General features: G+C 65.5%; 2 protein-coding genes and 1 pseudogene. All 3 read left to right on the top strand.

Features of this window, described 5'->3' with window-relative positions:
* Window positions 1-5 precede the first annotated feature (5 nt).
* Window positions 6-926 carry a peptidylprolyl isomerase gene (locus tag HMPREF3115_RS00065; protein WP_105810538.1) on the top strand — a complete coding sequence of 307 codons (921 nt, stop codon included), beginning with the start codon at window positions 6-8 and terminating at the stop codon, window positions 924-926.
* Between the two features lie 181 nt (window positions 927-1,107).
* Window positions 1,108-13,023, top strand: a complete 11,916-nt coding sequence (locus HMPREF3115_RS00070) for a two-partner secretion domain-containing protein (protein WP_070553117.1) — start codon at window positions 1,108-1,110, stop codon at window positions 13,021-13,023.
* A gap of 365 nt (window positions 13,024-13,388) precedes the next feature.
* Window positions 13,389-13,899: pseudogene (locus HMPREF3115_RS31405) on the top strand (hypothetical protein); the annotation flags it as partial.

A 13,899-nucleotide genomic window follows, 5' to 3' on the forward strand; every position in this document is an offset into this window, starting at 1 on the left:
ACCTCATGAATCGCCTGTCGAACGGCCGCACGGTCGCGGTGCAATCGAATCGGTCGGCGCGCCTGCGCAAGATCGCCGTCACGTTGTTCGCGGCTGCAGTGTGCGGCACCGTGGCGCCACACTCGTACGCGCTGAACAAGGCAGCGAAGAAACCCGCCGACGCAGCGGCCGCCCTGCCTGCCGATGCGGTCGCCAGCGTGAACGGTGTGCCGATCACGCAGGCGCAGATCGACGAAGCCGTGCGTGTCTCGAAAGCGCCCGATACGCCCGCGCTGCGCACTGCACTGAAGAATCAGCTGATCGCACGCGAACTGTTTCGCCAGGCGGCGTTGAAGCAGCACTACGACACGAAGCCGCAGGTCGTGGCCGCGGTCGAGCAGGCGAAGACGCTCGCGATGACGCAGGCGTACCTCAGCGATCAGGTCAAGCCCGTGCCCGTCACGGACGCGGACGTCAAGGCGCGTTACGACTCGATCGTCGCGACGCTCGGCGAGAACGAATACAAGCCGAGCGTGATCGCCGTCAACGACGCAGACACGGCGAAGCAGATCATCGCGCGGCTCAAGAAGGGCGAGGATTTCGCCAAACTCGCGCAGCAGTTCAGCAAGGGGCCGGCTGCCCCGCAGGGCGGCGCGCTGAACTGGATCTCGTTCAAGACGCCGATCGAAGCCGGCCACACGCAGAACTGGCCGCAGCCGCTTGCCGAAGCGCTCGTGAAGTTGCCGCAGGGCGGCCTGACGCGCGAGCCCGTGCAGGTCGGCGACGTGTACTGGATCCTGCGCGCCGACGACAAGCGGCCGACGCAGGTGCCGACGTTCGAGCAGGCGAAGGACACGCTGCGACAGCAGCTCGAGCAGGTCGCGATGGAGAAGGCGACCGCGCAGGTGGTCGCGGATCTGATTCGCGGCGCGCGCATTCAGCAGTGAGCGGCAGGCGGTCAGCAGCAGATAGCAGCAGCAAATCGTAGAGAGCAGGTAGTCACGCCGGGCAACGACCCGGCGAACACGCAGGCGGTGCCGGGCGGGGAAACCCGGTATCGCGCGGCGTCACGGTCGGCCGGCCGATGGCGTACGGCGGAAGCCAAAAAAACGAAGCGAATAACGAACGATGAACACGTCCAAGCGTAAGATCCTGCAGCAGCTTGCCGCCGCCGGTGCGGCGCGAATCGGCGCGCGTGCGCGGTCGGCGGCATGTCCGCCGCGTTTTCTCGCGGCTGCGCCGGCCGTGCGCGCGTATCGCTGGTGGCAACGTGCGATTAGCGCGCTCGTTGCGCTGACGATGTTCATAGGGCCGATCACGGTAACGGTCGAGCAGTGCCGTGCCGCGGCGGGCGTGCTGAGCGCGGGCAGTCGCCGCCTCGACGACGACGCGTGGCAGCGGCTGCTCGACATTGCGTCGCTGCGCGTGCGCTTCTCGATGCAGGTCGCCGCTGCTGCGCCGATTACCGACCCGACGGCACCGATCTCGTTCCAGCCGGCGATCACGCAATCGACCGGTGCCGGCGGAGGCGTGCCGGTCGTCAATATCACCGCGCCGAACGCAGCCGGCATTTCGCTGAATCAGTATCAACAATTCAATATCGATCCGGTCGGGCTGATTCTCAACAACAGCTTGATGTCCGGCACGTCGCTGACCGGCGGCAACGTGCAGGCGAACCCGAACCTGAACGGCCGCACGGCAAGCGTGATCGTCAACCAGGTCACGTCGACGGGCAACGCATACGCGAGCCTGCTGAACGGCCCGCTCGAAGTGTTCGGCGCGCCCGCGGCCGTTGTCATTGCCAACCCGAACGGGATCACGACGCGCGGCACAGGCTTTACCAACACGATCGGCGTCACGCTGTCGACCGGCACGCCGCAGTTCCTGAGCGGCGTCGGCGGCACGGCGACCGACTTCGCGAACGCAAAGGCCATCGGCTACAACGTGACAGGCGGTCACCTGCAGATCGAGGGCAATGCCGGCGTCAATGGGCCGGGCGCCGGGATCGAGGGAACCGTCGGGACGATCGACCTGATCGGCGAGACGATCGGCATCAATGCGCCGCTGTATGCGGGCACGCGCATCAACGCGATCGCCGGGCGTCAATTCGTGATGCCCGCTGCGACGGACACGTACGGCACCACGTACGGAACGGCATCGAACGGCTCGGACAATTCCGCCGCGGCGATCAATGCCGCGAACGGCGGCGCGAATCGTTCGCTCGCGATCGACGCGACCGCGTTCGGCGCGATGACGGCCGGCCAGATCCAGGTGATCAGCACCGCGGCCGGAATGGGCGTGCGGTCCGACTCGCAGCTTGCCGCCAACGCGGGCGATCTGCTGATGTCGGCGAACGGCGACGTATCGGTGGCCGGCTCCGCCGCGCAGCAGCAGGCGAGCGTCCACAGCACGGGCAACGTGTCGATGACGGGCACGCACATTGGCGTGGGCGGCTACGCGATCGAGGCGAACGGCGACGTGACGTCGACCGGGTCGATCCAGTCGGGCGGCAAGCTTGCCGTCTCGGCCGGCGGTAACGTGAATGTCGCGAACGCGCAGGTCAACGGCGACACGACGATCGTGGGCGGCACGAACGTCGCGCTCGGCGACGTACAGGGCGGCGGCGCATTGACGGTCACCGCGCGCGGTACGGATGGCACGGGCGATGTGAACCTGAACGGCACGTCGGTCGTGACCGGAGCAACCACCGTTCAGGCGGCGCGCGACGTCACCGTGAACGGGCAGACGAACAGCGGCACGCTGCAGGCGAGCGCGCAGCGCAACGCGACCGTCAATGCGGCGCTGCAGACGTCCGGCGATCTCTCGCTCGCGGCCGTGCAGGGCAACGTCGCGACCCATGCGGCGGTGAAGAGCGGTGGCGATCTGGCCTTCGCGTCCGGACTGGACACGGCGATCGCATCGCAGGCGACCGCGCAGAATGCGGTCAGCGTGCAGACCGGCCGCGACTTGAGCGTCAGCGGCTCGCTCGCGAGCGGCACGACGTTCTCGGCCGATGTCGCACGCGATGCGGCTGTCGGCGGCTCGCTGATGGTCGGTACCGACGCGCGGCTGGACGCGGGACGCAACATCGACGCATCGGGCGTGGTGATCGTTCAGCGCAACGGAACGTTGAGCGCGCGCAACGACATCACCGGCAGCGGTTCGATCGCGTTCGGCCAAAGCGGTGCGCTGAGTGCCGCGCATGATGTTGCGCTGACCGGCAAGCTGCTCGCTAACGGCTTGCAAGTCGATGGCGGCAACAACGTGAATCTGGCGACGGTGCAGGCGGGCGGCGCGTTCGGCGTGACGGCATACGGCGTCGCCGGCGGTGGCGACGTAACCTTCGACGGCAACGCGGCGGCGCTCGGCGCGGCCGACGTGCATGCGGCACGCGACGTCGTCGTCAACGGCACGCTGGCCGGCGGTGCACAGGTCGCGCTCGCCGCGCAACGGAACGTGACCGTCAACGGCAGCGGCACGGTGCAGGCCGTCGGCGATCTCGCGATGACGGCATGGACCGGCAGCGTCGCATCGGCCGGCACGTTGAACGGTGCAGGTGCATTGACAGTGCAGGGCGCGCAGGACGTCGCGCTGACCGGCGCGACGACCGTGACGGGCGACGTCACCGCGACGGCCGGCCACGATCTCGCGATCGGCGGCGCATTCGCCGGGCAGGGTGCGGCGACGCTCACGGCCGCGCGCGACATCGTCGCCGGCGGCAACAGCGGCTTCGTGCGCGACGCGACGTTGAATGCGGGGCGCAACATTGACGTGACTGGTGCGTTCCAGGGGCGCGCCGTATCGATGACCGCGGCCGATTCGATCGCGCTGAACGACGTGCAGGCCAACGCGGCGCTGCAGCTCGCGACGCGCGGCGGCGACATCTCGATCGGCGGCAACGTGAATTCGCTCGCGAGCGGGGCGATCGACGCAGCGCGCGACGTGACCGTGAACGGCACGTTGCGGACCGCGACCGGACTCGCAGTCGGCGGCGGTCGCAATACGTCGATCGGCGGCACGGTTCAGTCAAACGGCGACGTCACGCTGACGAATGCGGCCGGGTCGCTCACGAGCACCGGTACGATCCAGTCTGGCGGCAATCTGACGGTGAGCGCCGCGCAGTCCGTCGATCTCGGCACGCAATCGACGTCATCGCTCGGCAATCTGAGCGTCGACGCCGGTCGCGACCTGACGATGAACGGCTCCGTCGTCGCGCAAGGCAACGGCACGCTGAGCGCGGGCGGTGCAATAGGCGGCGCAGCTGCCGTTGCGTTCGGACTCGCGGCGAACGTCAATTCGGGCGGCGACACGAACCTCACCGGCTCGCTGCGCGGTGCGAACGTGACCACCGCGGCCGGCGGATCGGCGACGCTGCACGATGTGCAAGCCGCGTCGGCGCTCGTGCTCGGTGCGGCGAACGACCTCAGCGTGACCGGCGCGGTGACCGGCGGCGCGGACGTTGCGCTGAGCGCGGCGCGCAATATCGACATCGGCGGTTCGCTGCAGTCGGCCGGCAACACGTCGCTGCTCGCGAGCGCCGGCAGCATCGCGTCGACGGGCGCGATCGCGAGCAACGGTGCGCTCGACGCGCGAGCCGGCAGCGACATCGATCTCGGCGGCACGACGGCCGTGTCGCGCGACACGGCGCTCGCCGCCGGACGTGACGTCAACGTGACCGGCACGCTCGCAGGACAGGGGCAAGGCATGGTCAATGCGGCGCGCGACATCGTAGGCGCGGGGACGCTGACGTTCGCGCAGCAAGCGATGCTCGAAGCCGCGCGCGACGTCGCGCAGCAGGGACTGATCCAGGGGCAGTCGGTCAATGTGACGGCGGCTGGCAACGTCGCCGTGAACAACGTCGAATCGACCGGCACGATTGCGCTGCGCGCGAACGGCGCGAACACCGCAACGGGCGCGGGCAATCTGCGCATCGACGGTTCCGTCGCCGCTGCCGCCGCGATCACCGCGCTCGCGCAGAACGATGTCGCGATCGGCGGCAAGGTCGCGAGCGGTTCGACGGTTGGCGTGACCGCGCAGCGGAACGTTGCCGTGAGCGGCGCTATCGAGTCGGTCGGCGACGCTGCGCTCGTCGCGCAGCAAGGCAGCCTGAACGCGACCGGCGGGATCAACAGCGGCGGCAAGCTCGATATCGCAACCGGTCTCGATCTGTCGCTTGGCGCGAGTACCAGTGCGGTCGGCGACGCGACGCTGACGGCCGGCCGCGATGCGACGCTGAACGGCACGATGGTCGGGCAGGCGAACGGCACGGTCACGGCCGCGCACGACATCGACGGCGGTGGCAAACAGGCGTTTGCTGCGAACGCGAATTACACGGCGCAGCACGATGTTGCGCTGACGGGCGGCGTACAGGCGGCTGCCATCGCGGTGACCGGTGGAAACAACGCGTCGGTGCACGATGCATCGTCGGCGACGACGCTGACGCTGACCGCGAACGGCATCGCCGGCGAAGGCGATGCAGGCATCACCGGCGCAGCATCGGCGCAACGCGCGGTGAACGTCGTCGGTGCGCGCGACGTATCGGTCACCGGCACGCTTGGCAGCGGCGACGCGCTTGCGCTGACGGCGCAAGGCAACGTATCCGTCGTCGGCGGCGTCGAGTCGAAGGGCGACCTCGCCGTGACGGCGACGAACGGCACTGTCGCGCTGTCCGGCTTGACGACGACCGCAGGCGCGTTCAATAGCGTGTCCGGCCTCGATACGCAGCTCGGCGGCCAGATCTCGGTCGCGAAGCAGACCAACGTGCAGGCCGGCCGCGATATCGCGTTGACCGGCGCGCTGGCGGGACAACTCGACGGCACGCTGAGCGCGGGACGCGACATTACCGGCGCGGGCTCGGCCGCATTTGCACAGGCAGCGACACTGGACGCGGCGCACGACGTGGCGCTGACCGGCATGCTGCAAGGTGCGACCGTGAACGTGACCGGCGCGAACAATGCGGGGCTCGGCACCGTGCAGGCCGTCAGCGGCAATCTCGCCGTGACCGCGAAGGGCGCTGTCGGCGGCGGTGACGTGACGTTCGGCGGCGCGGGCACTGCATTCGGTGCAATGCAGTTGCAAGCGGCGCGCGATGTGGTCGTTGCGGGCGCAATCAATACTGGCGGAACAACGACGATCAGTTCGGGGCGCAGTGCCGCGCTTGCGGCCGTCAATTCGGCCGGCGATCTCGGCATCACCGCATCGGGCGGCAGCGCGAGCGCGGCGAGCCTGACGACGCAGGGCAACCTGAATGTAGGCGCGGCGCAAGGTATTGCCGTCGCGGGGCAGACGGTGGCGGGCGGCAATGCGTTGCTGAACGCGGGCGGCGACATCACGCTGACGGGTGGCATCGGCGCGCAGCAAAGCGGCACGTTGACCGCGGGCGGCTCGGTAAGCGCAGGATCGATCGCGTTCGCGCAGCAGGCGAACGTCAATGCAGGCGGCAGTATCGCAGTCGCGGGCAGCGTTGCGACCAACGGCGATCTCGCGATGACGGCCGGCAATGATTTGTCGGCAGGTTCGGTGCAAGCGGGCGGCGCGATCGGCTTGCAGGCGCAGGGCCGCAACGGCGCCGGCGACGTGATGGTGAACGGCGCGCTCGCGTCGGGCAAGGCGACGACGATCACGGCGGCGCGCGACGCGGGCGTCGGCGGTGGGGCGTCGAGCGGTGGCGCGTTAAGCGTGACCGCCGGACGCGACCTTGGTATCGCGGGCGCGATCGATTCGAACGGCGACGCGACGCTGACCGCCACGGCGGGCAATCTCGGCGTCGGTGGTGCAGTGGTGTCGACGGGGAATTTGCGTGCGGGCGCAGGCGGTGGATTGGCGCTGTTGTCCGGCGGGCTCGTGAACGGCGATACGACGCTGACGTCGGGTGGTGCCATGACGCTCGGCGGCGCACTGTTCGGCCTTGGCGCTGCGGCCATCAACGCAGGCGGCGCAATCGCCGGTGGCGGCGCGCTGACGTACGCCAAGGACATCGTGGTCAATGCCGGCGGCGGCGTCGCGCTCGGCGCGGTCCAGGGCGCCGGCAAGTTCACGGCGGTGTCCGGCGGCGACATGTCGTTCGGGGCGACGACCGCAGTCGGCGACGTGTCGGCCAAGTCGAACGCCGGCAGCGTGACATTCGCCGCGCCGTTGCAGTCCGGCGGCAACGTCGCGGTTCAGGCAGCGAACGATGTGTCGCTCGCGGGCGGCGTCGCATCGATGGGGACAGTCACCGTCAACGGTATCAACGGCAACGTCGCTGTCGCAGGTGTGTCGTCGAATGGCGACACGACCTTGCATGCCGGACAGACCGTCACGCTGAGCGGCAACAGCATCGTCGCAGGGCAGTTGGGTGTGTCGGGTGCCAACGCCACCCTGAGCGGCTCGGTAGTCGGGTCGAAGAACGTGACCGTTTCCGCCCAGGGTGCGGTAGATGCCGGCAACGCTTCAATCGTCGCATCGCAGAACCTGCAGGTGAATGGTGCGAACGTGACGCTCGGCAATGCGACGGTAGGCGGTTCGCTCGTCGCGCAGGCGTCGAACCAGCTCACGCTAGCCGGCGGGAAGGCGGTGAACGTCGTCGGCAACGCGACGCTCGCGTCGCAGAACGGGTTGTACAACGCGGCGAACGTGCTGGCCGGGTCGCTCGACGTGTCGGCGCCGAGTCTGACGAATGCGGCTGGCGCGTCGCTCGCATCGATCGGCACGACGACGATCAACGCGTCGAACTTCGCGAACGCGGGGCTCGTGAACGGCACGACGACCAACGTCACGGTCGGTGGCGGGCTGACGAACGTCGGCGGCTCGCTGATGGCCGTGAATGCGCTCAACATCAACACCGGGACGCTGAACAACCAGAACGGGATCATTTTTGCGGGGAACCCGCAGGCTGCGACCGGCGCGATCGGCGACGTATCGCTGACGATCAACGGCGGCAATGGCGCGTTCTACAACGCGGGTGGACAGTTGCTCGCGCAACGGAACATGGGGATCAGCGCGGTCAACATGGCGTTCGATCCGTCGCAGGGGACGATTAGTCAAGGTGGCAATCTTTCCATCACCGCCGGGTACGTGAATGTCGGCGGCACGTGGAATTACGGCGGGCAGAGCGTTTCGCTGACGGGGCTGAACGGGATCACGAACGACGGCACGATGACCGGGACGTCGCCGCTGACGCTTACCGCCGGCGGCAGCTTCGAGAATCACGGGCAGGTTACCGGGTCGGATGTGACGTTCAACGGCACGTTGAATAACGCGGCCGGGGCGGTTGTGCATGCGGACAATGCGCTGACGTTGAACGGGGATACGACCAATCGCGGCACGGTCGAGGCGGGTAGCCTGCTGGCGGTAAACGGCGGGAATTACGACAACCAAGGGGCGACGACGCAGTCGAAGGGCGATGCGGTGTTCCACCTCGGCGGGACGTTGCAGAACACGGGCGGGTCCGTCGTCGCGGGAAACAACGTATCGATCAGCGCAGGCAGCGTAATTAACGACCGCATGCCTTCCAGTGGCGTGACGGATTCAGGCCCTGTTCGGGTCAACGATTCGTCATTCCTCTGGTCGACCATCATCGGCCATAAGCAGACGGCGACCGGAAATGAGTACGGGCCGGGTGTCCCGCTGTACACGTCAACGGATGGGACACTTGGTGACATGCTGTCGGCGACAGGCAATGCCGCGACGTCCAGCCCGATTGCCGGAGTCGGTCAGGCTTTTACCATCATAGGACAAGCGTTCGGGGCCTACTCGAGCGGAGACGGAACGAATAACGAAACTCCTACGTCATGGGTCCTCGACATAAATAATCGCGCGGCGTCTTTACCGCTCGCGTCCTCGGCTACATTCGTGCTTCCGACCGTTTACCAGGAGACGACTACCGTCAAACTGGGAGAGGCAGGCGTTATTTCGGCAGGGCACGATATGTCGATACGCGCAGACCTGCTTTCGAACAAAAGTGGGCAGGTTTCTGCCGGAGCGGATCTTTCACTCAATATCGGCTCGTTGCAGAACGGGGCAGTCGATACAACGGTGAGTTCGACGGTCCGCGAGTGGGTCGACCAAGGCGAACTGAGCTCGTTCCTTTCTCAGCTCAAGGCCACGCTTGCGAATGCTCCTGCTGGTCAGGATGGCATGGTCAATTATGCGCCGTGGTTCAACGGCACACTGGATGCGGTAAGTGGCGGCTCGACGATGTTCCCGTACAGTGCGGTCGGGCCCATTGCGCCGACGATTCGTTTTGATATTGACCCGAACGTCTCTCATTCGGAGACCTCGACGCTGGCCTATGCGGGCGCCCTTGGGCTGCTTGCGGCGGGGCGCGACATGGTGGTTAGCGCACCCGGGGCGCTAACCAACGCAGGCGTTATGTACGCCGGGAACGATGTCCTCGTGACGGCCGGCACCCAGTTAGTAAACCAAGGCGGCAATCAGCAAAGCTACTCGAGCCAGGTCGGCTGCGCGTCGGGCGTGCCGAATTCGGCGTGTGGCAACGCAGGCCAACCGCGCGGCAACAACCCGACCACGACGACGTTCGGCTACAGCCAGAACGACGCGACCATCTACGCCGGCCACGATCTCGTAATTGCCGCCGGCCAGATCAACAACACGTACGGCAACCTGCTCGCGGGCCACGACATCGTCATCGGCGGCGTCGGTTCGACTGCAAGCTCGACCACGCCTGCGCAAAGCCTGAACAACACGTCGGGCAACATCGTGGCGGGCAACGACATCAAGCTGAACGTGTCGGGCGCGATCACGAATAATCTGCCGCCACCCGTTCCCGTACACGAGAACTACGGCAAGCAGGAGCAGTACGCCGGTTGCATGACGGCCGGCGGCTACAAGGAAAGCTACTGCGAAGGCTACGTCGATCAGCAGTCCGGCAGTTCGTCGGTGATCAGCGCGGGCAACAACCTGCAGATCAATGCAGGGAGCCTCACGAACATCGGTAGTCTGATCGCGGCCGGTAACAACGCGACGATTGCCGTCGCGGGCCCGGTCGTGAACGAGGCGCAGGTGCTGAACGCCTACTGGCACTCGCATTGGGTGCAGGAAACGGGCATGTTCAGCAGCGACAAGCGCCACGACATCTGGGCATGCGGCTCACCGGAGCAGTGCAAGGCACTTTACGGAAGCGCGTACACGAGCACGGGCGGCACGATCGATCCGCCGACGCCGGTCGGCAACATCGCGGCGACGATCCAGGCGCCGAATCTGTCGATTTCGTCGAACGGGCAGATCCAGAACGTGGGCAACGTACTGGGCACGTACGTATCGCTGACGGGCCAGAAGCTGATCAACGGCATCACGACGGCGAACACCTATACGCCGCGCGTGAACGCGCCGTCGCAGGTCATTTCGCTGAGCCCGGTGGATTTGCCGGGGCTGAACCTGTCGGTGCCGCGCGCGATCGGCACCGGTGCGCTGCCGACGCCGGTCGCCGGCAAGGCCTCGTATGTCGATGCATCTCTCGGCGGTTCCACGCTCGGCTCACGCGGGTCGCAGGACCTACTGAACAATCTGCCGCCGAGCCTTCAGCCGTCGTCGACGCTGTTCTACTACAACCCGCAAGAAGAAGATCTGCTGTTGCAGCAGGCGGCGCTGAAGCAGACCGGCAAGTCGAGTTTCGTCGATGGGCTGACGTACGACAGCACGCGGAATGTATCGGTCACGACGCAGGAAAAGGAATACCTGTATCTGAACGCGATCGACTACTCGAAGGCGCATGACCTGCAATTGGGCACCGCGCTGACGCAGGAGCAGATCAACTCGCTCGACAAGCCGATGCTGTGGTACGTCGAACAGACCGTGCCGGACCCGACGTGTCACGCGACGGGCACGGCATCGTGCCCGACGATCACCGCGCTGATGCCGCAGGTATATCTGCCGGTGGACACGCAGGCGATGTCGGCGGGCGGCAACATCTCCGGACACGACGTCACGCTGAAGTTCAATCAGGACGGCAACGGCAGCATTCTCAATACGGGGAGCATCACGGCGTCAGGGACGCTGAGCGTCGACACGCACACGTTGACGAACCAGGCGAACCAGGTCGACGTCGGCGAGATCTGGCAGAAGGTGGATGGCGGGTATCTGAAGACGACCGGCACCGTCGTTCAGCCGGGCGGGTTCATGAGCGCGGCGAACATGGACCTGAACGTCCAGACGCTCGATCAGATTGGTGGGGCGTTGCAGAAGCTGGCGGCGGACGGAACGATCGACGAGAGCGGGACTCAGCAAGCGCTTACGGCGCTTCAACAGCAACTGGGCGGCAATTTCACGCAGACGGCGCTGAGCGACAACCTTCATCAGGACTTCGTGAAGGAAGGTGGTTCGTTCGGGATGGCTCAACTCGGGGCGCTTGTTGCGGCCATTGCCGTCTCCCTGATCACGTATGGCGCGGCAAGCGCTGCAATTGGCGCGACGCTCGGTGCCGAAGGCGGAACGTTCGCGGCGGCGACGGCAGCGACAGCGGCTGCGCCGGCCATGAGCGCCGGTCTCGGAAACGTGGTCTTGTCAGCGGCGATTGCCGGATTCACTTCGAGTGCCGCCAGCCAGTTTGTCGGTACGGGCAAGATTGCGCTCAGCAGTGCTTTTGAAGCGGCGGCCGTTGCTGCGTTCACGGCCGGTTTGACGAACGGCATTACCTACAACGCACAGTCCGGGCTTGGCTTTACGACACAGCCGATTGCGCTGGGAACGGGGACGCAAAGCCTTGCCAGTTTGGCGGGGGTGAAGCCCGGGATCGGTAACACGGCAAGTCAGGCGATGGCGCCGACGACGACGCTCGAAGTTCGCGGTCTGGCCATGCTGGCCGACGCTGGAATTTCTGCGGGCTTGCACACGGCGATCGAAGGCGGCAGCTTTGGTTCTGCCCTCAAGAGTGGGCTAGTCAGCGACTTGGCCGCAGCGGGGGCGTTCGCCATTGGCGACCAGGCGAATCCTCTGACGCTGACGAACATCGTCGGACACATGACGCTGGGCTGTGTCGCGAGCGCAGTCAGCGGCTCTGGATGCGGTGGTGGGGCGATTGGCGGGGCAGTATCTGCTGGGCTCAATCCGATCATCGACGCGAACGGCAATATCCCTGCGCCGATCCTGACAGCGATCGAAACCGTCGTAAGTGGCAGCGTAGCCGGGATGACTGGCGTCAATATTCAGGGCGCAGTGGCGGCGGCTCAGAACGAGACGCAAAACAATTGGTTGAATCACGTCACGGTACTTCCGGGTCAGAAGTCGGAGGCACAACAAGCCGCAGAGGCGCAAGCGGGTTGTGATCGCGCAAACGCGGCTGATTGTGCAGCTGCGGCTGCATTGATGCAGAAATCGACCGCTCGAGATCAGGCTCTCGCTACGGCGTGCCAGTCTCCAGGCTCGATAGCTTGCCTGTCCCAAAAGTTCCAGGCGTACATGGTGGGCAACACGATTCAAAACTGGGGCGGTACAACCGTTGCCGTTGAAACACCCTCACCCGTAACATCTACCCAGAGCCAGGCGGCAGCTACCCTGGACAATATGCTCGGCAGTCCGCTCGCAGGGATCTATGGCGGATTGATGTATGCGACGGGCGCTTCGCCGACCGACGCGTACTACGCATCGATGATCGGTCAAGCAACTGAGGGCATCGCGGCCGGTGCGACAGGGTTCAGGATGCCGGGGGCACCGATCGGCGACTCAGCAGCTACTTCTCGGCCCACAAACAGTCAGCAAGGGTTGGACTGGTCGATTGTCAGCAAATCTGGCGAAACGCGGGTCGATCACGTTATCGCCCAGCATGGCGATCTCAACCTTAACAAGCCGAACCAAGGTGTCTTCTATGGCAATCCCGTGTCGACAGTGAACGACGCGTGGAATACCGTTCAGCAGACTGGTATCCAACCGATCACAAACGGCGGCACTGACGTTTATGTTGTACCGCGCGCGAACTCGGGGTATGCCGGCGGCTACACTGGGCAGCGACAGAACCTGAATTCTGTGACCATCGTCACAGTGCATGGGACGAACCAAGTCATTACCGCATTTCCTGGTAATGGCACACCTTTGCCGAAGGCGCCTTAACCATGACGTATGTGCATTACGCTGTTGTCAACGAAACATGCCCGGTCTGCGGGCAGGGCAGGATTCTCGTGGCCACCGAGAAAGATGATCGCGCGCTCTTCGTTATCTGCGAGGATTGCGAGTCCGAATGGCGTGAGCCAAGCGAATCGCATGAAGCAGCACTAGCCACACGAGGCAGATACACATTCTCGCGTTACTTGGCGCCTGACGAGTTAGAGGGCCATCAGTGGCACTCGTTGGTACTTAATAGATAAGCGTAAGTCGAATGAATACCAGGGGCGATTGGCGGGGCCACGAGCGCCATTCTGTCGCCGCTGGTGCTGGGGGCGATTGACCCGACGCACGCACCGCTCGATCAAGGGCAGTTGGCAGTGCTCGCAGCAGTTGCGACCTTTGCAGGTGGTGGTCCTGCGGGCCTCGCTGGTCAGAACGCGATGGCTGGCGCGACGGCGGCGCAGAACGAGGCGCTGAACAATAGCGCCGATCACTGGGGCAAGAACGAGAGTGAGGCGCAGCGCGAGCAAGATGCGTTGCACAAGCAGCAAAGTAAGGAGAAAGCCCAACTCGGTGAAGGTTCGATCGTTGATGGGGGTGATGGCGTCAGTGTCCTCAGCCCGAATCCGATGGCGTTTGGCGGTGCCAAAAGCAGCACCGGTCCAGTTACAGCGCAAAACTTTTTTGATGGAAGTCAGTACACATCGAAGGTTCTCAATCAGGCTGCGTCGGGGGACTATCATGGTTTCCCGCAGTCAGCCGATGCCTTCTCCGGGGACGGGACGGTGTCGCAGATCGTGGGCGGCGATGGCGTGACGCGTTGGAGGCTGGCGATACCGGGCTCCTATAATGTGTGCGATTCACGGACATCGTTTCATTTTT

The organism is Burkholderia sp. HMSC10F09, from assembly GCF_001806955.1.
In the GTDB taxonomy this organism is placed as follows: Bacteria; Pseudomonadota; Gammaproteobacteria; order Burkholderiales; family Burkholderiaceae; genus Burkholderia; species Burkholderia multivorans.

Bases quoted from the DNA above. Each gene is read 5' to 3' on its own strand.
- HMPREF3115_RS00065 (WP_105810538.1), top strand. From the start codon at position 6: ATGAATCGCCTGTCGAACGGCCGCACGGTCGCGGTGCAATCGAATCGG.
- HMPREF3115_RS00070 (WP_070553117.1), top strand. From the start codon at position 1,108: ATGAACACGTCCAAGCGTAAGATCCTGCAGCAGCTTGCCGCCGCCGGT.